At 45.1% G+C, this 24,745-nt stretch carries 17 protein-coding genes; 1 reads left to right on the top strand and 16 read right to left on the bottom strand.

Annotated features, from left to right (window positions below; all coding sequences use genetic code 11):
• Nucleotides 1-187: 187 nt before the first annotated feature.
• From imm47 to P8P68_RS09080, 14 genes are all read right to left on the bottom strand, one after another.
• The gene (imm47, locus tag P8P68_RS09145) at nt 188-997 is read right to left on the bottom strand and encodes an Imm47 family immunity protein (protein WP_278275913.1); all 810 of its coding nucleotides are present in this window, start codon (nt 995-997) and stop codon (nt 188-190) included.
• A 144-nt stretch (nt 998-1,141) separates the two neighbouring features.
• Entirely contained in the window at nt 1,142-1,600 is a 459-nt protein-coding gene (locus P8P68_RS09140) for an immunity protein YezG family protein (RefSeq protein WP_278275912.1), read from the bottom strand.
• Between the two features lie 95 nt (nt 1,601-1,695).
• Nucleotides 1,696-1,920, bottom strand: coding sequence for an accessory secretory protein Asp5 (locus tag P8P68_RS09135; RefSeq protein WP_278275911.1), 225 nt, complete (start codon nt 1,918-1,920; stop codon nt 1,696-1,698).
• A gap of 2 nt (nt 1,921-1,922) precedes the next feature.
• Nucleotides 1,923-2,102 carry an accessory secretory system protein Asp4 gene (asp4, locus tag P8P68_RS09130; RefSeq protein WP_000161925.1) on the bottom strand — a complete coding sequence of 60 codons (180 nt, stop codon included), beginning with the start codon at nt 2,100-2,102 and terminating at the stop codon, nt 1,923-1,925.
• Nucleotides 2,095-3,441, bottom strand: coding sequence for an accessory Sec system glycosylation chaperone GtfB (gene gtfB, locus P8P68_RS09125; RefSeq protein WP_278275910.1), 1,347 nt, complete (start codon nt 3,439-3,441; stop codon nt 2,095-2,097). The genes asp4 and gtfB overlap by 8 nt, the downstream gene beginning before the upstream one ends.
• On the bottom strand, nt 3,425-4,945 hold the full coding sequence (gene gtfA / locus P8P68_RS09120) for an accessory Sec system glycosyltransferase GtfA (RefSeq protein ID WP_278275909.1): 1,521 nt from the start codon (nt 4,943-4,945) through the stop codon (nt 3,425-3,427). Before gtfA ends, gtfB begins: the two co-directional genes overlap by 17 nt.
• 12 nt (nt 4,946-4,957) lie before the next feature.
• The gene (gene secA2 / locus P8P68_RS09115; protein WP_278275908.1) at nt 4,958-7,330 is read right to left on the bottom strand and encodes an accessory Sec system translocase SecA2; all 2,373 of its coding nucleotides are present in this window, start codon (nt 7,328-7,330) and stop codon (nt 4,958-4,960) included.
• On the bottom strand, nt 7,323-7,763 hold the full coding sequence (asp3, locus tag P8P68_RS09110) for an accessory Sec system protein Asp3 (RefSeq protein ID WP_278275907.1): 441 nt from the start codon (nt 7,761-7,763) through the stop codon (nt 7,323-7,325). Before asp3 ends, secA2 begins: the two co-directional genes overlap by 8 nt.
• Entirely contained in the window at nt 7,760-9,289 is a 1,530-nt protein-coding gene (asp2, locus tag P8P68_RS09105; protein ID WP_278275906.1) for an accessory Sec system protein Asp2, read from the bottom strand. The genes asp3 and asp2 overlap by 4 nt, the downstream gene beginning before the upstream one ends.
• Complete coding sequence (asp1, locus tag P8P68_RS09100; protein ID WP_278275905.1) at nt 9,273-10,853, bottom strand: accessory Sec system protein Asp1; 1,581 nt, start codon at nt 10,851-10,853, stop codon at nt 9,273-9,275. Before asp1 ends, asp2 begins: the two co-directional genes overlap by 17 nt.
• Before the next feature lie 9 nt (nt 10,854-10,862).
• Nucleotides 10,863-12,080, bottom strand: a complete 1,218-nt coding sequence (secY2, locus tag P8P68_RS09095; RefSeq protein WP_278275904.1) for an accessory Sec system protein translocase subunit SecY2 — start codon at nt 12,078-12,080, stop codon at nt 10,863-10,865.
• A gap of 85 nt (nt 12,081-12,165) precedes the next feature.
• On the bottom strand, nt 12,166-13,395 hold the full coding sequence (locus tag P8P68_RS09090; RefSeq protein ID WP_278275903.1) for a glycosyltransferase: 1,230 nt from the start codon (nt 13,393-13,395) through the stop codon (nt 12,166-12,168).
• Between the two features lie 15 nt (nt 13,396-13,410).
• Nucleotides 13,411-14,637 (bottom strand): glycosyltransferase, encoded by a 1,227-nt coding sequence (locus P8P68_RS09085; protein WP_278275902.1) that lies wholly within the window; start codon nt 14,635-14,637, stop codon nt 13,411-13,413.
• A gap of 219 nt (nt 14,638-14,856) precedes the next feature.
• A complete protein-coding gene (locus tag P8P68_RS09080) occupies nt 14,857-21,393 on the bottom strand; it encodes an accessory Sec-dependent serine-rich glycoprotein adhesin (RefSeq protein ID WP_278275901.1) in 6,537 nt (2,178 codons plus the stop codon).
• 624 nt (nt 21,394-22,017) lie between these two features.
• Here P8P68_RS09080 and P8P68_RS09075 point away from each other — a divergent pair.
• Nucleotides 22,018-22,146 carry a hypothetical protein gene (locus tag P8P68_RS09075; protein ID WP_278275900.1) on the top strand — a complete coding sequence of 43 codons (129 nt, stop codon included), beginning with the start codon at nt 22,018-22,020 and terminating at the stop codon, nt 22,144-22,146.
• Nucleotides 22,147-22,224: 78 nt separating this feature from the next.
• Here P8P68_RS09075 and P8P68_RS09070 read toward each other — a convergent pair whose 3' ends face one another.
• Together P8P68_RS09070 and P8P68_RS09065 are read right to left on the bottom strand one after the other, a co-directional pair.
• Nucleotides 22,225-23,769, bottom strand: coding sequence for a peptide chain release factor 3 (locus P8P68_RS09070; protein ID WP_000155108.1), 1,545 nt, complete (start codon nt 23,767-23,769; stop codon nt 22,225-22,227).
• 142 nt (nt 23,770-23,911) lie between these two features.
• Nucleotides 23,912-24,604, bottom strand: coding sequence for a TIGR02206 family membrane protein (locus tag P8P68_RS09065; protein ID WP_278275899.1), 693 nt, complete (start codon nt 24,602-24,604; stop codon nt 23,912-23,914).
• Nucleotides 24,605-24,745 lie beyond the last annotated feature (141 nt).

Raw genomic sequence — 24,745 nt, 5'->3', positions numbered from 1 at the left:
CTCTTTCTAGTTTCTTTCAAGAAAAGGTGCACATTTCTGACCTTCCCCTTTTGACTTGCATAAAAACAGTCTCTCATCCCATAGATAAACTGTCCTACTAGTATACCATAAACCCCATGGACTAGCGTTTGGAAAACAATAAAAGACCACCATGAAGGTAGTCCTTTGTTATCAATCGTCCATTTCATTATTTTACAAGTTCCTCAACTGGATGACCGTAAAAATATTTCATACCTTCCGTCCAGTCTTTGTCTGATAAGTCATCAATATAACCAACCATCAAATCAATTTCATTTTTCGAAATAAGAGTATTTGTGTCCACTGGGACCTGCTTGCCTGTATAAATAGAAAGAAGGGACGCCTGAAGATAAAGATGGTATTTCTGTTCTTTTTGAGCAGCGATGTATAGAGCCGTCATAATTTCTTGTGTAAATAAACCAGGAAAAACCTGAAGAGTTTTATAATAATAGTAATCTAAGTTCTTGTGCTTTATTACATCAAAATATAAACTTCCAACTTCTTCTAATCTTGCATTTTCCTCTATAATTGAACGATAGTTGAGAAAACTATCCAAAGCATCTTGAATAGCGTACTCCACTTCGGTTTCTGTATCTTCCCACTCCTCCCACAGAGTAAGAAGGTAAGGAACGACTTCATAGGACATTGTTTCCACAGCGCCAGCGACAAAAGTAAATACCGCAAATTCTGAAGCCGAACTTAAAAAATGAAAATTTTCAACTTTTTTTAAATCATCATGTGTACAAACTGAACAAAACAATCGAATACAAAGATTGAGCACTGCTTCATCTTTTGTCTGGTTCATCAAGTCAATCAGCAAGTTTTTTACTGTAAAATCTCCCTTTTTTAAGATTTCAGCAATCAGCAATACACATTCTCTCTCATCATTTACTGAAAGTAAGCCCCTTTTTAAATCTTCAAGCGCTACTGAACTAACGTGACCGAACGACATTCCTGGAATTAACAGTTTGTTTCCCATCCCCATTCTCCTTTTATCTCAATACTTTTTTGGAAATTTGTTACTTGCTTTCTGACCGATGCTAAGTTATCACCAAATTTACTGGCTCTACAATCCCAGTATACCATAAAAGACCACCTCGAGGGTGGCCGTTTATCCATGAAACTAGTTCTCGTTATATTTTTGCTGGAAATCTTCCATAGCCTTGAACAACTCAAATTCTTTTTCATTAGCTGGTTGCTTGCCGAGATACTTGTATTCAAAGAAATCCATTTGTTGGCCTGAGGTAAACCTACTCTCAAACCAGGGTGCGTAGGCAAATGTAGCAGTCAATTTTGTACCAATAATCTTTATAACACATGTTGTCCATAAAGCCTGCTCTTCATTTTTAAAGATTTCCCTCAATTCCCAAGCTAATTTGAAGGTGCGTCTTTCATTTTCTCTAAATTCTGAATTAGGCAACTCATACTTCTTGGGAATATAGAGATTATAGATATAGTCACTTTTTCCTTCTTCGTTGAAGAAATAGTAGACTTCTCCACCATCAAAAGTCAGGGTAATATTAATAAAAAGATTTTCCCAAGCTACAGGTATAGTCTTATGGACACTCTGAGCAATTTCCATTACTTTCTCATTAATCTATTTTTCCATATATTCCTCCGGTTTAGATGTATTTTCCCCGTCTCTAGTATCCTTTATCTGTGAATGGTGCCTCGTTCTTACTGATAGGTCACTATCATAAAAACGAGGAGCAATACAAACAAGGCTAGGCTAATCAAGAGGGTCACCATTTTTACCAAGCGGTTGTTCTGCCAGTAGCCTGGTTTTCCGATATTGCTAGTCGCATCCATGGAAAAGAGTTGGCTTTGGCGAGGTTGGATGAGAACCAGGACAATCAAGGCGACGGCTAGGACTATCCCTACAATCATTAAAACTTCCATCATTTTCACCTCAAGATTCCTAATAATGTAAAGATCAGGGTAAGAAGGATAAGCAAGCCGAGTAAAATGGAGAAGGTTTTACTGATCTTTTCTCCTCGGGTAGGCTTTTCTTTCTTAAGCGCTCCTTGCTTTAACTCTTCCATGCGTCCTTCGACATCCTTGTAAAATAAATCTTTTTTAGTCATGGCCTTCCCCTATTATCCTTTCCATCCTCTCTCGGTAAGTAGCCAAGTCCACATAGTTAGCATGACGACCTTGATGCCCAAGGGCTTGCCCCATCTTGTCAAGACTGCTGAGAGCTTCTTGAATCTTCGCAATCATGTCTCCAACAGCCTGCACATCAAAGAGGTGTTCTGGAGCTGTGTAAGGTCTGTTATGAGCTGTCTGATCAAAGGCTAGGATAAGCATATTGTGCTCGAAGGCTTGACGGACAGCATCCAAAAGCTCGTTTCCGTAATTGATATCTAGATAGAGATCCGACAGCTGGTAGAGTTCTCGAATCTTTTGCGGACTGGCGTTTTGATAGAGAACGACATTGGGATAGGAAAGCAAGGTCAGCAACTTGGACGACATTTCAGTCACTGCCGCGATTCGGAAGGTCACCATTGGCAAGGACTCAATCAGAGTTTCGATATGCTGGATCTGATCTGAGTTGGTAACGATCAAGGCATCTGGTCGAACGAAATTTTCTCTCTTAAATTGATAATGATAACCTAGATGGAAAAACTTGTCATGATAGGCTGGGTTGGTCAAGGCCAAGGCCTTTTCATAGGTAGCCTTATCTGGTATGAGGATCTGCTTGGCTCTCAGCCCCTCTTGCTCCAAGAGCAGCTGCATATTCCCAGGAAGGCAATCATCTAGCGGTTCTTGCCAAACCAAGATATCCTGTCCGCTCTTGTCTGGATAATGATATGAGACCAAGAAAGAGGTAGCTAGAGTGTTAAAGAGAAGGTGGCGAGTGTCGATTCCTAAGTCTTGCAAAAAGAAAATCGTGAATTCTACTCGATTTTTAAAATGGCGCAGGGCTTGTCCGGGCAAGGTTAGGAGGATATGGCCTGTCACATGATTTTCTAGGACAATTTCCTGTCCCTTTGCATCCTGGTACTTGGTCAGGATAGCCTGTCCATCTGCACTATAGGTGGTCTTGGCAAAGCAGGCTCCGTATCGGTTATAGTGGTCTGCTTGGTAGATACGGCCGGATAGGTCCTTCCAGTCGACTTGCTTGACCAAACGGGCCTGAGGAGCATCCACATAGTGAATCACGCCCCTCTCCCGAGAATCCTCTAGGATATGCGCAAACTGGTTATTGCCCGCAATCTCCCAAAACTCAGGGACGGCTACTTGGTTGAAATAAAGAGCTTTTCCCGACTCGTAACCTAGATAGTAGGTAAAGGGAGAAAGAATCCCATCTGGGAGAAAGCCATCTGGCTCGATCACAACCGTGACATGAGACAGACCAGCAACTTCTAGACTTTCATGTAAATCTCGGCTTTCCTGGCCATATCGATCAAATAGTTGAATCATGCAGGACCTCCTCTATCGTTTTCTTCCACTTGTCCCTTACTTTGTCTGTTAAAAATCCTCTCGCTAGGTCATAAGATGCTGTTCGCATAGCTGGCAAATGATTTTCCTGATAGAGCTGGCAGATCTTTTCTGCAAAGGCCCTTTTAATCGCCGTTTCTACATGGTCATCCGAACTTGGGATCAAGTAGCCATTTTGACCGTCCTGGATAAAGGTCTGGTTGCCATAGGGTACATCAAAACCAATCAGGGGCAAGCCTGAACCAACTGCCTCCATCAAGGTCAGACCAAACCCTTCGCTGGTTGAAGCTGTCAAATAGACTTCGTACTGGGGATAGATCTGAGATAGGTCTGCATGTCCCTTGAGCTGGATATAGTTCTCCGCTTGGTGAGCCCTGATGATTTCCCTTAAAAGGGATTCCTCGCCCCCACTGCCATAAATGTCAAAGGTAAGCTCTGGAAGGACTTGATGCGCCTGGATAACCGCCTTGACAAGCCAGTCAATGTGTTTTTCCTTGGCCAGACGCGAAGCGGTAATGAGAGAAAAGGGTTTGCGTTCCCTAGCAGGCTCGGTCAGCTGATCAATGCTCCCAACTGGAATCGTGACGATTCGTGGACGATGCTGACTGTACTGGGCAAATTGGCCTTCGAGAACTTCCTTCTGCCGATCCGTGGATACGATAAAACAATCGACCTTGTCCGCGTTTGTAAATTGATACTCATAGTAGTTGTTCCAAAGGAGGTAGTCTTCGTTGCTAGCATTCTCACTATAGTGCTCTGCGTGAACGACAACTGCTAGATGGGCCTTTTGTGCTTCTTCAAAAACAGCCTGACCAATCCCTGTCTCCCTATCCAAGATGACCAAATCAGACTTGCTCAAGTTCAAACTTTGCATAAAATAGCGCATAAGAGCTGGCTTGCCATACAAGATCCGGTCTTTAAATCGATAGACCTCTTCCTGTCCTTCAGTCAGCAAGATATCGTAAGCAGTGCTGCCATCTTCATTGAAAAAGGTTCGTTGATAGAGCCTAGCCACTTGGTCTTTGGGCGCGAAATATTCTGTACAGTAACGCGTGTAGGAGAAATAATCCTTGCGAATCAAGTTACCCCCAAACACATACTCTGCATGCTGCACCAGATTCTTAGTTGAGTCTACCAAGTAGCAGGTCACAAACTTGTCCTCGTCTGAAAAGTAGACACGCAAGACCTTGCCATCCTGCTCCCTATGACTCTCAAGGCCACCAAAAGAGGCCAAGACCTCGTCAACTGTAACACTGGTCGGAGCTAGCTTGATATCTGTAAAATGATTGTAAAGCCAGATTACCTGATCATCCGCAAAGCCGATATTGGCCGTTAAATGCTGGATATTGTCTGCCAAAATCAAGTCGGTAAAGATAAACTTAGATGCTAGGTCTAAACTTCTAAAAATCCCTGCTCGGTAGGCCTGGGCATATTCGACACCACTACTTGCCCAACCGATTCCTAGATTTATATTGTAAATTGTCATATGATCCTCTTTTTATGGAAAATGGGTGAGAATTTCACCTTTGGGCGTTACTTCCACAATCCCCATGAGAAGATTGCGTACCATATCTGTACGGATTTGTTGCTTCATGGTTTCAAAACCAGCATAGGCCTCCTGATAATACTCTACGATAGGGTTCTTTTGAGAAGCAGACTGATTTCCGATTGCTAGACTGAGCTGTTGGAGATAGTCGACTTGCTCAACCCAGTTGTCATCAATAGCTTTAAGCATGGATATTCTCAGAAAAGAATCATAGAGCTGGTGAGGTTGGAGGACTTCCTTTTTAGCTGCGATTTCCTTGGATATTATTTCCTCTAGTAACTCCCGAATCTGATCTGCATCAGCTAAATCCAAATCAGCTGGTAATTCTCTCATCCCAAAGCTAATATTGGTCACGATGAAGTGAAAGAGTTCTTGGAGGCTGCTATAGGCTTTTTCTGAGATTTGTTTGATATAGTCTGCCAGTATATCCTCAAGGATATGCTCTAAATCACGACTCCCATCTAGCAAGCGATCTCTTTCTTTGTAGACCATCTGACGCTGAATATTGACGCTTTCCGCATACTCTAAGGTTTGTCTGCGTGCAGAGCGACTGGCACTATCACTAGCCTCTTGGGCTTTTCTAACGAGATTGCGGTACTTGCGAGCCTTAAGTAGGATGGGTTTGCTAATATCTTCCACTTGGTAGTCTTGATACAGGTCGTGAACCCAAGACGGCCCGAACTTTTTAATCACATCATCTTCAAGCGACACGAAAAATTGAGACATACCTGGATCGCCCTGGCGGCCGGAACGACCTCTGATTTGCAGGTCAATTCGTCGGCTCTCCATTCGCTCGGTACCAATCACAATCAAACCACCCAATTCTGCTACCCTTGGACCGAGCTTGATATCTGTCCCGCGACCTGCCATAGAAGTCGCAACGGTCACGGCTCCCATCTGTCCAGACTCTGCGATGATCTGGGCTTCACGCGCCGCATGATTGGCATTGAGGACATTGTGGGAAATCCCCTCTCGCAAAAGCAAGGATGAGTATAGCTGGGACATTTCAACAGATCCGACAAAGATCAGGAGTGGGTTGCCTTTGGCGTGATAGGTCTTGATAGCTTCCAGAGAGGCATACACCTTCTCAGGGAGGGTAACATAGAGATTGTCTGGATGGTCAATTCGCCTAAGTGGGCGATTGGTTGGGATGCGAATGACGGCCATATTGTAGGTTTCGAAAAATTCTTTTTCTGCCACCTTTCCCGTTCCTGTCATACCTGAGATTTTGCGAAACATCTTAAAGAGACTCTGGTAGGTGATTGAAGCCATGGCTCTGGTTTCAGGAGAAAGTTTCACATGTTCCTTGGCTTCGATGGCTTGATGGAGACCACCTTGAAGCTTGGTCATTTCCATCAAACGCCCTGTTCCTTTGTCTAACAAGACCATTTCTTGCCCTCGAATCAGGTAGTCCTTGTCCTTGGTAAAGAGCGTATGGGCTCTGAGAGCATAGACCAGATGCCGAACATAACTTGCATACTCTTCCTTGTAGAGATGGTCGATTCCTAAGAAACCTTCGACCGTCTGGGCCCCCTTTCGGGTTAACCAAACCTGGTCTTTTTCTTCCTTGTAGATGTAGTCCTCTCCCTCAACCAAGGTCGTCACTAGGGTATCAATCATCCCATAATAGTTAGACTGGACGCGGGGAGAACCTGCGATAATCAAGGGAGTTTGGGCACTATCGAGTAGAATGTCATCGATTTCATCGATGATAACATAGTTAAAGGGAGGCAGGAATTTCCCCTCACGAGTGGAGGCAAGATTGTCATTGAGATAGTCAAATCCCAGTACACTATTGGTCGTGTAGACGATGTCTGATGTGTAGATCTTTCTTTTCTCTTCGGCAGTCAAGTCCTCTTTTGGATCATCTGAAAAGGGCAGACCGACAGTTAGACCTAAAAATTGGTAGACTGGGCCCATTTCGCTTGCATCCCGTCTAGCCAGATAGTCATTGGTCGTGACCAGCATGCTGCCTTTACCCGTTAAGGCATTGAGGTAGAGGGGCATGGTTGCAGTCAAGGTCTTGCCTTCACCTGTATTCATCTCAGCCACATTTCCTTGGTGGATCACGATGGCTCCCATGACTTGCACATCATAGGGAAAGAGACCCAAGATACGTTTATCCGCTTCACGAACAAGGGCATAAGCTTCTACCAATAGCTCCTCCAAGGTTTCTCCCTGGGCAAGACGCTGGCGAAACTCCTCTGTCTTTGCAGCCATTTCCTCATCACTGAGGGCTGCCATCTCTTCTTTGAGGGAATTGATTTGGCTTAAAAGTTTCTTGACCTTTCTCAGTTGTCTTTCCTGATACAAACGATTAAACACCATCATCCTCCTCAATAGAAAACGAAACAAAGTCAAGAGCCTCAAAACCTGCACTAATCAAGGAAAGGCGATAGGTGTAGGCCGTTTCAGGATAGGTGAAGCTAAAAGAAAATTGTCTTTCAATCTTCTCCTCGATGATTTCCTCATAACGGTTTAAAAAAGTGAGTTTGATATAAAGTCCATTGACTGGTTGAACCTGCACCTTCATGGATAGACGATAGGTGTGATTTTTCTTAAGAAGAGGGAGGCTAGGTTGACTTCTAGTAGCCTGGTAATTGACACTAGAAAACCAGGTTTTAAGGGTTTCACCTGAAGCCAGCAAAGGATTTTTCAGGGTAACATGACCGTCTGCATGATAGGTGATCTGGCTACCATAAAGATAAGTGGCTCCCATCTCACCCCACCTAATATCCTCTCTCTTGATGATAATCATGTCTCACCTCTTCCGTATTCTTCTAGTATCATCTTGTAAAAATGAATAAACCAGGCAACGTTTGTTCCTGTATCATCATTGTGTCGACCTGCGGTTCCTTTGGACAAAATCTTGGCTCCTGTCTGACAAAGTGTCTCCACTAGCTGGTCATAGGCACTACTATCCATATCCTCGTCCTTCATGTAAGAAAGGCCGAAGGTCGTCTGGGAAAAATCAGCTTGTTTAAATCGGGTCCAAAAACGTTGATCCAAGTCCTTCATGTCTTTCTGGCTCACTCCTCCTGTCTGAAGGTGCAAGACATCAAAGCTAGTCGGAAAGACTCCTGGCGCCTCTAGTCGGCCCCGCTGTGCGATGGTTCCTAGATTGGTCAAGGGTTTTCCGACTACAATCCCCTTGGGTTCAAAGTAGGCTCCGTAGTAGAGGGCTGGGAAGGTTCCCATTGACAGCCCAGATAGGAGCAAGTCACTTCTATCCAAGCCTAGATAGTCTAGATAGTGTTGGATGGTTGCTTGAATTTTATCTTCTAATTCCTCAGTTCCTAGGTAAAAGGCTCCTCCTTCTAATCGAGGGTCCGAAAAGAGGAGAAAAGGGCATCTGAGATTCTTCATCATCCAGTAACCCTCAAAACCTTCCGCCGGACGGTAACCTGAGAAATAGACTGCTAGAGGTGGCTTGAAATCTCCCGGGTGAAAGAAATAGTTGATTTCCTCACGTTTTTTGTCATGCAGGATATTGCCTCCGAGAACAAACTTTCCAAACTGTTTCCGGCTCCAGCGTTGGTGGAGATTGCCGATGTTGACCTTTCCCTGGCCACGCGCTTCAAGAGAAATGCTCAGATAAGCATCATAGTCTTGCTCCACTATGATTGCTGAGGCAAAGTCTGCTTCCTCAAGGAGAATGTCCTGTCTAATCTCTGAGATGGATCCCGCTGGGATCTTTCGCAAACGCAGACGCAATTCCACGGGTCCAGTTTTTTCATATTCGAGCCAGAGTTCGATTGGCGAATGGGCTTGGACGGTCTGATTGTAGGCCCAAGAGGCTAGCTGGGTATAGGTCTTGCCAAAATCCCCTTCTAACTTCAGATGCTCAAACCCTTGATAGGAGACAGATCCTTGAAAACTCGGGTGAATCCTTATCGTAGCTGGACTCATCTTGTCCCCATAACCACCTTCAAAGAGGGAGGTGGAGAGGTCTCGAACAAAGCCCTGTCTGTCTGACAGGTCCATCGCTTGCATGCAGTGCTGTTTGATGAGGTTTTGAAGACTTTCATCCTGACTTGCAAACTGTTCTGGATAGAAAACCGTATAGGGTTCCAAGCTAGATGCAAAAGGCAACAAATCTACTAGATAAGCCTCATCCGTGAGAATGACAGCATGAAAGTGTTCTAGGTCATTCTCATCCATGATTTTCTGGATGGCAGATGGTGTGTTGGGAGGAACATGATACCAGTCTAGTTGGGCTGGTAGGGCAAGTGTATCTCGCCAATCCTCTGGACCGATTTGCAAGATCTTATACTTCTTTTCCATGAGTCACCTCCTCCAACCACTTTTCTAGCTTGATTAGGAATTGCTCCCCAGTGTGTTCCTTTATCTTTTCAATGGAATGGATTAAAGCATCATTCCACACCTGCAGACTATCGAGATAGTAATGGGCAGCTTGCGCAAAATCAGCTATATTTTCCAACAGATAGCCATTCTTCTGATGGCTGACATACTCTGTTTTGACCCTATTGATTTGAGGGATACCAGCACTAATCCCCGCTATCTGGGTATAAAGAAGAGGCTGCCTGTTCAAATCGACAATCAAACGAACAAATTCCAGCTGCTTGATTAACTCCGATTCATCCTTCATATTGACAAACGAATAGCGCTTGCTCTGATGGCGATTGTCCTCAAGCGGATTTTCAGCTCCTTGGTAATCAACTTCCTTCTCCAGTTCCTGGTCTTGAAACTGCTCTGAGACCATCTCAGCAACTCGTGTTTCCAGTTGTTTCATTTCTTCTTGACTAGCAGCAAAGGTTCCAAAGACCAGCTCCGTATCCTTGTTTTCAGAAAGGAAATGCAAGACCTGATAGAGCGCTTGGTCCTCTATCCCCTGCTCAAAGTCCAGTTGATAGTAGATGAGCGACTCCTTCCGAGTCTGACTCTTTCCCAGCTCCAAGCGGGTATCAAAAGGTGATAAATGACGAAACTTCTCTGATTGATTTGGAAAGGCAAATTGTGCCAAGCGCAAGGTGTCCTCTCTGTCGACTAGAACAAGGTCCACCTTATCCAGCAGACTTGCCAGTTGGGGTAACTGCTCTTGAGGATTTCGTCCGATAAAAAGGCTGAGAACCTTGGTACTTTGACGGGGCAATCGTTCTAAAAGGAAAGTATTATGCTGGTCACACGCAGGCAGAAAATAGGTCGTTCCTTCCTCGGGAAGGTGAGCTATTTTCTTCTCAAAAAACTCCGCAATCAATTCTCCCATATCTCGGTAGGCCTCTTTTTGGAAGCGAAAAGCAAAGATAGGATTGACCTCGATACGGCCATCATCTTGCAAATGCTCTCTAAACTGCCAAATTCCCTTGGGATTGAGATAGTCTTGGTAAATCGCCTGACCCTCTTCATAGTAAATCACACTGGAATCCAGCCCCCGATCATCCATCAGGTAATTAGCAGACAAGAGCCCATCTTCCTTGAAATACTGAATCGTACTGATAAAACCTTCTATCCCATGCTCTACCTGAGCATAGGGCTTGCCATCCTTCAGCACCAGAATGGTAAAGGGACTGTAAACAAACTCGCAGTCCTCTTCCCACTCAATATCTCTTAGTTGCAAGACCTGTGGTCGAATCTCATGAAAATCCTGCAATTCATCAAATAAGGAATAAACCGGTGCTTCTAAAATACCTTGGCGATGGAGAAAATAGCGCAAATGAGGCTGATAGGACAAAAGGAGGACCTGTGCAGGGATTCCTTGGCGTTGCATCAGGCGAATCTGATTAAAGGTGTCATCAAATTCTAGCTTGAAATGAGAAAAATACCAGGGTGTCAAATCAGCATGCCAGGGACGCTCCTTGCCATACCAGGCTGGGATAAAGTAATACATCAAAACCTCCTAGAATAGTGGCCGATACCTTTCATTTAGTCGGAGCGCTTGCAATTCGTCGTGAATCGTAAAGAGCATACCACTCAAAATTAAAAAGAGTCCGGGAATCATGCTGACTTTTAACAAACTCTCATCCTTCAAGACAAACAAGATCGGAAGTCCAGCCAAGGTAACGTTAAAGACTGCACCTATCAGAGCAAATCGTAGAACCAAACGGTTAATAAAGCGACTGGTATCCTCACCCGGATAGACCCCATAGATGTAATCTCCTGATTGCTTCATCCGATCTGCGATCTGTTGTCCACTCACATTGACAAAGGCAAAGGCAATGCTAAAGACAAAGAGGATAAGGATATAAGCGTATATCCACAAGGGTTTCCCCATCGCATACTGCTCCAGTATGGCAGGGTAGAGCGGATTGCCCTTATCCAGATGTTGAAGCAAGAGCAAGAGATAAGAAGGTAAGCCCATGAGACTCATCACATACATATAAGGCATGCCACCAGCAGGATTGAGCATGATTTCCAGATAGGAATAGCGTTTAAAGCGAGAATGAAGGCCTATTTTATTGATAGGGATGCGGTATCTAGCTCGGTAAAAGAGAACGACTAGATAGGTAAAGAGGACTCCAAGTATCAGTAACAGGAAAAGCAGCCAAGGAGAGATCTTATGAACTTGGACCGATTGGATGATGTCCTGAGGGAGTGAAGCCACCATACTCGCCAATAAAATGACGATTGGGCCTCCAACTCCGATAGACGCATTGATGTCAGACAGCCAAACTAAGAAGAAGGTCCCCGCAACCAAAAGGCTGGTATTGAGGAGAAAGACCAAGAAGGGATTGTAGGGAGCTTGGACAGGAAGGTTTGTCGTCAAGGCCAAGGCCTGAATCAAGGCAATCCCTAACGTCAAGTACATTTTCCGTCTATCCTGGACTTCCGAAGAAACCGAGTTTAAGCCCAGTTTCTTTGAAAAGGAAAACATCTGCCACAAGATCATAGCTGACATCCAAGGTGAAAGCCCGATGGAAAAGAGAGAGAGACTGCGAAGATTTCCACCAGTCAGGGCTACTGAAAAGTCCAGATAGGCTGCGCTTCCTCCGAGAAAATCCCGACTATTGAGATCAACAAAAGGAAGAGCCAGACGACTCCCGAGCACATAAATAAAGAGCAAAAATAGGGTGCGCATCCCTTTTTTTACTGCTATCGATGAACGAAATTCTTTCACTAGCTCCTCCTTTTCATTTTATCTTTCTGTCCTGTCACACGGGAACAATCTTGTCCTTCCATCTTAGAATTTTCAAATCTCTATCTCAGTTTTCGTGAGCTTTCTCGTCCAGATAAGCTGTCAGAGCTGCTACCATTTCTTCCGGTCTTTCTGCTGAGAAAATACCCGCATAGGCACTTTCAGGTAGTTCTCGCGACTGGGTATTGTCAAAAGTCAAGATCGGTTTCTCAAAGCGTGAAACATAGTCATAAACAACACTCAACTTGTTATCGTGGTTAATATCTAGGTAGACATCTGTCTGCTGGATCAGTTTCTCGACCAAGAGGGGGAAGGTGTTGGGATAGAGGGTCACATTTTCAAAACGTGACAAGAGCATGAGTTCAGGTGCCATCGTCGTATAGGCTGCGATGTAGAAATGCACCTCTGGCAAGGCTTGAACCAGATAGTCGATTTTCTCAAGATGCCAAGAATTGGTCAAATTAACACAAGTCATAACTGGCTGATAGACTGTGACTGGATAGTCAATTCCGGCCTGACGCCATTTTTCAGTAATAGCAGACCACTCCATCAGATGATAGTGCCACCAAACCTCACGCAAACGCCCAACCGAATGAGTATTCCAAGGTTTGTCCTGAGAGAGGAAATGCAAGATGGCTGGCAGAGGCTCCAAAGGAATCTGGAAGATAAATTCATGTCCATGTGAGGCAGCCCCACTGTCAAAACCAATCTGGAAATTATAGTTTTGATCCAGAGAAGCATAGCTGTCATGAAAGAGCATATTGAGGATGGACTGGTCTCCCTCACTCACATGTTGGTGTTCCCGTTCCGTCAGCTCAACAAGTTTTTTTCTTACAGCTTCTGACCGCCACTTTTTGTTGTTTATCAAGAGAACACCTGCATTAAAGCCAACCCCAACTCCAAAACAAGATGGCGCAGCAGCCAGGTAGTTTTCTCCCAAGTCCATTTCAAAGAGAGCCGTCAGATCAGCCGTCACAACCAAATCACTGTCCAAGTATAGAACCTTATCCTCTTCGACAAAATCAGGGATAAAATAACGGGCAAAGGTCATGTGATTGATATGGGGCAATTTGTTACTCCAGTTCATCTGAAACTGGGCGCCAAGCATCTTGACATCCACTAACTTACCGCCCATTTGCTCTACTATCGGTCTGAGAGCACGGAACCACTCCTGGGGAATATCCTGGTTAAAGATATAGACCTTGACATGACTATTATGATAGCAGAGAGACTTGAGCGCTGTTTCAATCTGGCGGATATAGGCATAATCTCCTGCGAGAACAATTGTTTTTTTCATTTAGTTTCCTTCAGTTTACAACGACTGCTTCTGTGATTCCAAAAGCGTGCGGATAGACTCGATCATTTGATCTACGGCCGCCGGTGAGTAGACATGACTGTAACCACTCGAGTCATGACTAGTGGTCTCAAAAGCAAATATAGGGATTTCTCTTTGCTGCACCTCTTGGATAATGTTTGCAATTTCATCCTCATGATTGATATCCAAGTAAAAGTCAATCTTTTCCAAGATTTTTCTGACATTCATGGGATTAAAGTAAGGATAGAGGCGTACATTCAGATGTGATTGCAAATTCATGATTTCCGGCGCAAAATTGGTATGAGCTAGGATAGAGAACTCTACATCTGGCAGTTCTTGGATCAGGTGTTCGATTCTCTCTATATGACACGTATTGGTAAAAATAGCGGTCGCATACTGGGGAGCCTGAACTAAAGATGCCAATCCTTTATGGAAATCACATTTTTTCATGACGATATCAGACCACTCTAGTCCGTAGTAAAACCACCAGTCCGCCCTGAAACGATTGAGGTTGATTTGGTACCAAGGCTTGTCCCCTGTATAATGGATAATCTGGGCTGTCTTCTCAACAGCAAGAGAATCCCTATACCAAGAATCCATCTGGTAATTTCGGGCCACCGTATCCATACCAACCATAAAATTATAGGTAGCTGGCAGCGGTTTCCAACGACCTTCAAACAGGTGATTTAACACGCCCTGATCGCCAAAAACTTGGTCATGCAGTTGGTCTGTCAAGCTCAGCAAGTGCTCCGTCACCTTTTCTTGACGCCAGAGAGCGACATTGATTAGCATGACTCCAGAATTAAAAGTGCTAGGAACTAGAGCATCTGCGACAGCAGCTACTGGCCAGTCCGCCATATCTTCTAAAAAGAGTTGATCTAAGTTTGATCTAACGATGATATCCGAATCCAGGTACAAGGCTAGGTCTTCGCTGACATACTGAGGAATAAAATAGCGAAAGTAAGCCGCGTAACTTAGATGAGACAAGGGAAGATGATACTCTTTTAAGCCATGATGACTAATCTTGACATTGACGATTTTTGAGGCTAGAGGCTCTAGACGTCTCTCCATGAGCTGAAACCATTCAGATGGCAAATCATCATTGAAAACATAAAAAGTCACTGCTCGGTTATGGGCGCAGATTGACTTGATTGTTGTCTCAATCTTGTCCATATAAGCATTATCACCACCGAGTACAATGGCTTTTTGAAGCTCTTTTTTCATTTCGTCCCCTTTTCTTTTCACATTCTTTTGGCTACTTTTCTACTACTATAGTTCTGATTTTTTCGATGATTATCTCACCTTCCTATTATACCTTTTCCCCTAGTTTATTTCAAACTCAAAAGAGGATTTTCCCCTTCTCACATATAGAAAAAACCTTTGAAAAATCATGTTTTCAAAGGTTTTCCATTTTACTATTTATTCATTGATTTTTATATCTTATCAACGACTTTCTTGATCGTCATTCTGACTCTTCTTGGCAAGAAGACCGATACCTGTCACAGCTGCCAATGCTCCCAACAAAGCAGATGCTACCGAAGTCGACGCTCCTGTATTTGGCAAGGCTTGTTTCGGCTTGCTTGAAGCGGATTGACCTTGGCTTGCAATGCTGGCCATTGAGAGAGAAATGCTTGTTGAAGTAGATACCAGAGCACTTGCTGACGCAGATCCACTAATAGAATCTGAAGCCGAGAGACTAGTACTAATCGACATTGACTCGCTCACTGATATACTTGCTGAAATCGAAGCACTTTCTAGAGTCGATTCACTGGCTAACATGCTAGCTGAGAGTGATGCGCTCGTTGAAATAGATTCGCTCACTGATGTACTTGCTGAGATTGAAGCACTTTCCAATGCTAACTCGGCTGCTAGCATACTTGCAGAAGTTGAAGTACTTGTTGAAGCGGATTGACTCGAACTTGCCGATACAGACTCACTTGTGCTGACTGAGGCTGACTCACTTGCGCTGACTGAAGCAGATTCACTGGTGCTTACAGACGCTGATTGGCTCGAGCTTACTGAGGCTGACTCACTTGCGCTCGCTGATGCAGACTGACTAGCACTCAATGAAGCCGATTCGCTTGAGCTTACTGATGCCGATTGACTTGAGCTTACAGATGCAGATTCACTCGAACTTACTGAAGCTGACTGGCTCGCGCTGACTGAGGCAGACTGGCTCGCGCTGGCTGAAGCGGATTGGCTTGCACTCAATGAAGCCGATTGACTTGAACTTGCAGACGCTGACTGACTGGAGCTTACTGAGGCTGACTCACTCGAACTTGCTGAGGCTGACTGGCTCGAGCTCAATGAAGCTGATTGACTGGCACTCACCGAAGCAGACTGGCTCGAGCTCGCTGAGGCAGACTGGCTGAAGCTGATCGATGCAGACTGACTTGTGCTTACAGATGCCGATTGACTTGCACTCAATGAAGCCGATTGACTGGAGCTTACAGACGCTGACTGGCTCGAGCTCACTGACGCTGATTGACTCGAGCTCGCTGATGCAGATTCACTTGCACTCAATGATGCAGATTGACTCGAGCTTACTGAGGCAGACTGACTTGCGCTCACTGAGGCGGATTGACTTGAGCTCGCTGAAGCGGATTGGCTTGCGCTCGCTGAGGCTGATTCGCTTGAACTTACTGAGGCTGATTGACTTGCGCTTACTGAGGCGGACTGGCTAGCACTAACTGAAGCAGATTGGCTTGAACTTACTGAGGCGGATTGACTAGCGCTGACTGAAGCTGACTGACTAGCGCTGACTGAAGCTGACTGACTAGCGCTGACTGAAGCTGACTGACTCGAACTTGCAGATGCAGACTGACTGGCACTCACTGAGGCTGATTGGCTAGCGCTCGCTGAGGCTGACTCGCTTGAACTTACTGAGGCGGATTGACTTGCGCTGGCTGAGGCTGACTGACTAGAACTTACCGAAGCAGACTGGCTCGCACTTGCAGATGCTGATTGGCTCGCGCTGGCTGAGGCTGACTGGCTGGCGCTCGCTGATGCTGACTCACTTGCACTCAATGATGCGGATTGGCTCGAACTTACTGAAGCAGATTGGCTAGCGCTCGCTGATGCGGATTGACTAGAGCTCACTGACGCTGATTGACTGGCACTCAATGAAGCGGATTGGCTGGAGCTTACTGAAACAGATTGACTAACGCTTATTGAGGCTGACTGGCTCGCACTCACTGAAGCGGATTCGCTTGTGCTTACCGAAGCAGATTGACTCGAACTTGCCGAAGCAGACTGACTTGAGCTTACAGACGCTGATTGACTCGAGCTTACTGATGCTGACTGACTAACGCTCGCTGAAGTGGACTGACTCGAACTTGCAGACGCAGATTGGCTCGAGCTGACTGAAGCGGATTGGCTAGCACTCACTGAAGCGGATTGACTAACGCTTATTGAGGCTGACTGGCTCGCACTCACTGAAGCGGATTCGCTTGTGCTTACCGAAGCAGATTGACTCGAACTTGCCGAAGCGGATTCACTTGCACTTGCAGATGCTGACTGGCTTGAGCTTACTGAAGCGGATTGGCTTGAGCTTACCGAAGCTGACTGGCTGGAGCTTGCAGATGCTGATTGGCTGGCACTTGCAGATGCTGACTCACTTGCGCTGGCTGATGCCGATTGACTAGCACTTACGGAAACTGACTCACTTGCGCTGACTGAGGCTGATCGACTCGCACTGGCTGATGCCGATTCGCTGGAGCTAGCTGAGGCGGATTGACTCGAACTTGCAGATGCTGACTGGCTTGAACTTACTGAGGCAGATTGACTAGCACTCAATGAGGCAGATTGACTCGAACTTGCAGATGCTGACTCACTTGCGCTCGCTGAAGCAGATTCACTTGTGCTTATTGATGCAGACTGGCTCGAGCTCGCTGAAGCAGATTGGCTGGAGCTTACTGAAGCTGACTGGCTGGCACTCGCTGACGCTGATTGGCTAGCGCTCACTGAGGCGGATTGGCTTGAGCTGACCGATGCTGATTGGCTAGCGCTCACTGACGCTGATTGGCTAGCGCTCACTGAGGCGGATTGGCTTGAGCTGACCGATGCTGATTGGCTAACGCTGACTGATGCAAACTGGCTTGCGCTGGCTGAAGCCGATTGACTAGCACTCAATGATGCAGATTGGCTCGAGCTGACTGAAGCGGATTCACTGGAGCTTACTGAGGCTGACTCACTTGCGCTTACTGATGCGGATTGACTCGAGCTGACTGAGGCTGACTGGCTAGCGCTAACTGAAGCAGATTGGCTTGAACTTACTGAGGCGGATTGACTCGAGCTTACTGAGACAGATTGGCTTGAGCTTACGGACGCAGACTGACTTGCGCTCACTGATGCTGATTGACTTGCGCTCGCTGAAGCGGATTGACTTGCGCTCGCTGAGGCGGATTCGCTTGAACTTACTGAGGCGGATTGACTTGCGCTCGCTGAAGCGGATTGGCTCGAACTTGCCGACGCAGATTGACTAGAGCTTACTGAAGCGGATTGACTCGAGCTGACTGAGGCAGACTGGCTAGCGCTGGCTGATGCGGACTGACTTGCGCTTACTGATACGGATTGGCTCGAGCTGACTGAGGCTGACTGGCTGGAGCTTGCTGAGGCAGATTGGCTGGAGCTCGCTGACGCGGACTGGCTCGAACTCGCTGAAGCTGATTGGCTGGAGCTTACAGATGCTGATTGGCTGGCACTTGCTGAAGCGGATTGGCTCGCACTCACTGAAGCTGACTGGCTCGAGCTTACGGACGCTGATTGACTTGAGCTTACGGATGCGGATTGACTGGCACTTACTGATGCAGACTGACTAGCGCTCGCTGAGGCTGATTCGCTTGAACTTACTGAGGCTGATTGACTTGCGCTCGCTGAAGCTGACTGACTTGAGCTAACCGATGCAGATTCACTGGAGCTTACTGAAGCTGACTGACTTGCACTCACTGACGCTGACTGACTCGAACTTGCCGACGCAGATTGACTAGCGCTCGCTGAAGCGGATTGACTGGCACTTGCAGACGCTGATTGACTGGCACTCACTGAAGCTGATCGACTCGCACTCAATGAAGCGGACTGGCTCGAACTTACAGATGCTGATTGGCTCGAACTTACTGAAACAGATTGACTAGCACTTACTGAAGCGGATTCGCTGGCGCTTACTGAGGCTGATTGACTCGAACTTGCAGATGCAGATTGGCTCGAGCTTACTGAAGCGGACTGACTAGCACTTACTGAGGCTGACTCACTTGCACTCAATGATGCGGATTGGCTAGCACTCGCTGAAGCCGATTGACTCGAACTTACTGATGCTGATTCGCTTGAACTTACTGAGGCAGACTGGCTTGAGCTTACGGACGCAGACTGGCTGGCACTTACTGAAGCCGATTCGCTGGAGCTCGCTGAGGCGGATTGACTCGAACTTGCAGAAGCCGACTGGCTTGAACTTACAGACGCAGATTGACTAGCACTCACTGAGGCTGACTGGCTCGCACTCACTGAAGCGGATTGACTCGAGCTTACTGAAGCAGATTGGCTGGAGCTTACTGATGCGGACTGACTCGAACTTACTGATGCTGACTGGCTTGAGCTTACTGATGCAGATTGGCTCGAGCTAGCTGAAGCTGACTGGCTAGCGCTGGCTGACGCAGATTGGCTGGAGCTTACGGACGCTGATTGGCTCGAACTTACTGATGCTGATTGACTTGAACTTACTGATGCTGATTGGCTAGCACTTACCGAAGCTGACTGGCTCGAACTTACTGATGCTGATTGGCTCGAACTCGCTGAAGCAGACTGGCTATTACTTACTGAAATTGACGCTTGATTTGGCGTGATTTGCCCATTAAATGTATCTGAAACCAAACCATCCACAGTCGTACTTGCAGTCACTGGTCCACTTGGAAGTCGTCCTCCATTGCGATCATATACTTTCTTCAAGTCAGTTGCAGTAAAGGTTACACTGGTAGAACTCCCCGTTGCTTGTTTGGTGAATGTTTCCCCTGCAATTGTAAGAGTAACAGTCCCACCTGGAGTCACTCCATCTACCGTAATCGCTTGATTTGTGAGACCACCTTTTTCGTTAAGGAAACGTTCCTCAATTCTAGGTGTCTGAGGGCGAATCTCAATCGGAATCTCTACTTCATCCGTACTTCCATCTGGATAAGTTACTACTGCAGTCAAAGTATGCCGACCAGCAGACAAATTCGTATTGGTTCCAGATTTCCAAGTATAGGTTGTTCTAGTTCCCTTAGTAATTCCTGTAGTAGGTAATTCTGGCGTCCCTGTAGCATTCGTGATGTACTGACTGGCTTCACCAACAGAAACAGTCCCTGAATTGGCCGTTAGAGTAAAGTTTCGATTCACCTCAGCATTGATAGCTGGTTCGTACTTTTCAGACTGAGCATGGACTTCAAATTGAATTGCGGCAGGGTTGGCTGTTAAATCTTTTACAAGACCTACGTCAGTAGTATTTCCGCTAAAATTACCTTCCTGATCATAGGTGAAAACATAACGAGTCCACAAACTATTTACTGCTTGATTTTTTCCAACAGAACCCGTGATTGAAACGGTGAAAGGATTTGATGCTGTAGCATTTCCATCTTTGGCTAGTTTATTTGTCGGAACAATCATGCTGATACTTTGACCATTACTCGTAGTGAATGAGACAACAGTTGAAGTAGCCGGATAGGCCGCGGGAACAGCAGTAGGAACAAATTTTGCATGTTCAATTCGACCACTGTTATCAGTAAACTCAATGGTCGCAGAAAAATTTTCTTCTCGATAAATTTTAAATTTTTGTCCTTCTAGAATTGCGCCACCTGTAACGGTTATTTTCTGAAGTTCTGGCTTCTCTGTATCCCTAGCAGCTCTGAAGCTAGCGGTATTTGAAGCTTTGGTCAAAGCTTGTCCGTTTCTGCTGTCACGAAGTCCAGAGTTGGCACGTAACACAGCATTTGCAATGCTATTTCGAGCTTCTGTAGCTTTTTGTAGGATAGTGGCAAGGTTAGAAGCCTCCCCTTTCAAGGCCTCTGCTATCTCATTCTTAGCTAGACTAGCCTTGGCAATTGCCTCATCCGAGTTTGGAAGTCCCTGAGCTTGAGCTAGAAACTGCCCAATCTCAGCAGACAAGGCCTCTAATTTCTTCCGTTTTTCTTCACTTTGCTTTTCTGTCAAGGCTACAGAAGTCATTGTGAAACTCGATTCAGCCGTCACACCTTCATTCTTTACACGACCAGACCGACTTTGAGGCAAGGATTCTGTAGAAAAATCAACTGCTTTTAATTCTTTTGAAGGTTGTGATTCTTTCACTGTCTCCCGAGCTGACTCACTTGCTTGGTACTGACTTTGAACACCAACTGAAGCTCTCTCTGACAGATTACTATTCGCTTGATTTTGTGTTCCAAGGGATTCACTTGAACTAGCAGTTACACTTTGACTGTTTGCCAAAGATTGACTAGTAGAAGCAGATTGGCTCATCGACTGGCTCACGCTAGAAGAGCTTGAGGCACTGATAGACTGACTTGTAGAGGCAGATTGACTGGCGCTCTGCGAATTGAATTCTGACAATGACTGGCTTTGACTGGTAGACAAAGACAAGCTAGCAGCATCTTGATGATCCTGTGTCGTCCCTAGCACTACTGAATCTCTCGTCGCCAGGGTATCTTTTGATTCGACAGTCTTTTCAACAGCGACTGCATCATTGGCATAAACACGCGTTTGCGTCGCAGCAAAACCACCTAAGATCGTCCCCGTAGCTGCTATCCCTTTCAAAACATCCAAGCCAGTCAACTTCTGACCTTCTTGCTTTTCAACCATTTCGGTCATTACTTGGCTCGTATCCGCACTTCCACGCATCACCTTAAATAAGCCAAAAAGGGAAGTCGAGGCCCGTAGCCAATGCTTCCCTGATTTGATTAATTTGAACCGAGTTACACGGTCTGTTTCTCTATATTCACCCTTCTGGCGTCTAAAAAACATGTTACTTCCCTCTATATGAAAAAGAATTTATTCACCTATAAAAACTATCTCCTTATTATATACCAAATATACCTACAATTCAATATCTATAACTTACTCTGAAGAAAGAAAATGATTTCAAAAATAACTTTATTTCAAAACTATTCTGTTTTTTCAATATAATCTTCATTTTTTGCTCTGTTAATATATTTTATTTGCTTTATAACCATTTCTAAATGCTTAAAAAATCGAGTAACTAATTCCAATCACTCAGGGAATTGATTTTTATTCAGAATATAGAAAAAGTCCATGAATCAATAGCATCCACAGACTTTTAGAAGTAGAGTATTTAAAGGCAGTTTCACAAATGAATCAATGAGGCCAGTAGCTGAAGTAACTTTCTATCCTTTCCAACAAAAAATTCCATACTAATTAATAGCCGTAATCTACGACACTGAGTTTTACAAATCGATTTCATTTATAAAACGTGGTTACGACGGAAAAATCCACGAATCGATAATATTCGTGGATTTTTCCTAGTGAAGCGTTTAGGTAAGCCGATTTTACACTACGACACGGAGTTTGGCAAATCGATTCTATTTGCCAAACGTAGTTAGTAAGGCAGTTAGCTAGTTCGCTTCCTTTATGTTACGACGGCAAAACCCACGAATCGATACCATTCGTGGGTTTTACCCAGTGAAGCGTTTCGGTAAGCCGATTTTACACTACGACACGGAGTTTGGCAAATCTATTCTATTTGCCAAACGTAGTTAGTGAGGCAGTTAGCTAGTTCGCCAAATAGCGACTAGCGTCCAACAATTAGGAACTTTAGTTCCAATTGTTGGTGCTGAGTTACATCTTTTCCTCCAACTCTACGTCTGGATACTTGTCCGCAAACCAGCGAAGGGCAAAGTCATTTTCAAAGAGGAAGACTGGCTGGTCAAAACGGTCCTTGGCCAAGATATTGCGGCTTGAGGACATCCGTTCATCCAAGTCCTCAGGCTTGATCCAACGAACAGTCTTTTTACCCATTGGGCTCATGACTACTTCCGCATTGTATTCGCCTTCCATGCGGTGCTTAAAGACTTCAAACTGGAGTTGTCCGACAGCTCCTAGCATGTACTCACCAGTTTGGTAATTCTTATAAAGCTGAATGGCTCCCTCTTGCACCAGTTGCTCAATCCCCTTGTGGAAGGATTTTTGTTTCATGACGTTCTTGGCAGAAACTTTCATGAAAATCTCAGGGGTAAAGGTTGGCAGTGGTTCAAATTCAAACTTGTTTTTTCCAACCGTCAAGGTGTCTCCAACCTGATAAGTACCGGTATCGTAAACCCCGATGATATCACCTGCTACGGCATTGGTCACATTCTCACGACTTTCAGCCATAAACTGGGTGACATTAGATAGTTTGGCAGTCTTCCCAGTACGAGGCAGATTGACACTCATTCCTCGCTCAAACTCACCTGATACGATACGGACAAAGGCAATGCGGTCACGGTGACGAGGGTCCATGTTGGCTTGGATTTTAAAGACAAATCCTGAGAAATCCTTGTCATAAGGATCCACAATTTCGCCATCTGTTTTCTTGTGTCCATGTGGTTCTGGAGCAAACTTGAGGAAGGTTTCAAGGAAGGTCTGCACCCCAAAGTTAGTGAGGGCTGAACCAAAGAAGACTGGTGTTAATTCACCCGCTAAAATAGCTTCTTCTGAAAATTCATTTCCCGCTTCTTGCAAAAGTTCGATGTCGTCCTTAACCTGAGCGTAGAAAGGATTGCTGCCAAAAAGCTGGTCACCTTCTTCTAGACTAGCAAAACGCTCATCCCCTTTATAGAGCTCTAAACGTTGGTTATAGAGGTCATACAAGCCCTCAAAAGCTTTCCCCATCCCGATTGGCCAGTTCATTGGATAACTTGCAATACCTAGGACTTCTTCTAGTTCTTGCAAGAGATCTAGTGGTTCACGGCCATCACGGTCTAGCTTGTTCATAAAAGTAAAGACTGGGATGCCACGGTGCTTCACAACCTCAAACAATTTCTTGGTTTGGGCCTCGATACCCTTGGCAGAGTCCACGACCATGACCGCAGCATCCACCGCCATCAAGGTCCGATAGGTATCTTCTGAGAAGTCCTCGTGCCCTGGTGTGTCGAGGATATTGACGCGCTTGCCATCGTAGTCAAACTGCATAACAGATGACGTGACCGAAATCCCACGTTGTTTCTCGATATCCATCCAGTCAGACTTGGCAAAAGTCCCTGTTTTCTTTCCTTTAACCGTACCAGCCTCACGAATCTCGCCCCCAAAATAGAGTAATTGCTCTGTAATGGTTGTCTTACCCGCGTCCGGGTGGGAGATGATGGCAAAGGTACGGCGTTTCTTGATTTCTTCTTGAATAGTCATAAGTTCTCTTTCTTTGATTTCTATTTTTAGTTGTTTCAGTTGCTAAGAATGATGTTTACATTGGATTGTACTATTCCTTTCAACTCTCCATTATAGCGGATTTTGGGGAGTTTTTCAATTGCTCGTCTGATGAAAAAGTAAGCTAGAGTACTGATTTTACCTGATTTCTATTTTCCCACCGTTTCTTGAACAAGATATCAAAGAGAACAAGAGCCAGTGAAAGGATGGCCGACACAAGGAGGTACTTTAGCCATAGAGGAGCATTCGAGATAAACGGTGTATCTCTTAAGAGACCATAATTTCCACCCGTCACCTGATTAACCCAAACTAGAAAGAGGTTGAGGATAAAAGTATAGGCTACAATCATATATTTCTTGAGCAGACTCTTGTCATAGTGATTCATCAAGTAAACCAAGGAATTCACCAAAAGGGCATAGTGCCCAATCAAAAATGAAAAACTAGTAATATGGGGAAAATCATAGGGGTCAAAAACGGGGTAAACCAAAGCAAAGACCGCTCCACTTGCTCCTAAGAAGGCAAAATATTGCTTGCTCCGCCATTTATCAGGCAAGAAAACCACCGCAAACATAGCCAAACGGCAATGGTAAAATGGAAGGCTATTAGAAAATGGAATTCCAAAACCAACATACCAACTATATAGGGCTAGCAACTGGAGAATCTGAATCCACTTAAACAAGCGGACAAATTTCGGATTTTTGTGATAAGCAAGTGCTCCATAAATACAAAGCACTAAAAGAAGCATCATAGCCCCATACCAAAAGAGTGGAATAGGAGGAGGAACCGTTTGAGATCTGGTGATAAATTGATGGAACATATTTCTATCCTAACTCTTATTTTTTCTATTCTCTAGTTTAACCATTATAGCGAATTAGAAGCGATTTTTCAATTTCTATTTCTTTTCAGTTTGGCTCCCTTATTTATAGGAAAATATGGTAAAATAGAACAGACTAAAAAT

Origin of the sequence: Streptococcus sp. D7B5 (assembly GCF_029691405.1) — a bacterium.
Classification (GTDB): domain Bacteria; phylum Bacillota; class Bacilli; order Lactobacillales; family Streptococcaceae; genus Streptococcus.
This window is presented reverse-complemented; position numbering and strand designations above follow the sequence as displayed.

Bases quoted from the DNA above. Each gene is read 5' to 3' on its own strand.
- imm47 (WP_278275913.1), bottom strand. From the start codon at position 997: ATGGGAAACAAACTGTTAATTCCAGGAATGTCGTTCGGTCACGTTAGT.
- P8P68_RS09140 (WP_278275912.1), bottom strand. From the start codon at position 1,600: ATGGAAATTGCTCAGAGTGTCCATAAGACTATACCTGTAGCTTGGGAA.
- P8P68_RS09135 (WP_278275911.1), bottom strand. From the start codon at position 1,920: ATGATGGAAGTTTTAATGATTGTAGGGATAGTCCTAGCCGTCGCCTTG.
- asp4 (WP_000161925.1), bottom strand. From the start codon at position 2,102: ATGACTAAAAAAGATTTATTTTACAAGGATGTCGAAGGACGCATGGAA.
- gtfB (WP_278275910.1), bottom strand. From the start codon at position 3,441: ATGATTCAACTATTTGATCGATATGGCCAGGAAAGCCGAGATTTACAT.
- gtfA (WP_278275909.1), bottom strand. From the start codon at position 4,945: ATGACAATTTACAATATAAATCTAGGAATCGGTTGGGCAAGTAGTGGT.
- asp3 (WP_278275907.1), bottom strand. From the start codon at position 7,763: ATGATTATCATCAAGAGAGAGGATATTAGGTGGGGTGAGATGGGAGCC.
- asp2 (WP_278275906.1), bottom strand. From the start codon at position 9,289: ATGGAAAAGAAGTATAAGATCTTGCAAATCGGTCCAGAGGATTGGCGA.
- asp1 (WP_278275905.1), bottom strand. From the start codon at position 10,853: ATGTATTACTTTATCCCAGCCTGGTATGGCAAGGAGCGTCCCTGGCAT.
- P8P68_RS09090 (WP_278275903.1), bottom strand. From the start codon at position 13,395: ATGAAAAAAACAATTGTTCTCGCAGGAGATTATGCCTATATCCGCCAG.
- P8P68_RS09085 (WP_278275902.1), bottom strand. From the start codon at position 14,637: ATGAAAAAAGAGCTTCAAAAAGCCATTGTACTCGGTGGTGATAATGCT.
- P8P68_RS09080 (WP_278275901.1), bottom strand. From the start codon at position 21,393: ATGTTTTTTAGACGCCAGAAGGGTGAATATAGAGAAACAGACCGTGTA.
- P8P68_RS09075 (WP_278275900.1), top strand. From the start codon at position 22,018: ATGTTACGACGGCAAAACCCACGAATCGATACCATTCGTGGGTTTTAC.
- P8P68_RS09070 (WP_000155108.1), bottom strand. From the start codon at position 23,769: ATGACTATTCAAGAAGAAATCAAGAAACGCCGTACCTTTGCCATCATC.
- P8P68_RS09065 (WP_278275899.1), bottom strand. From the start codon at position 24,604: ATGTTCCATCAATTTATCACCAGATCTCAAACGGTTCCTCCTCCTATT.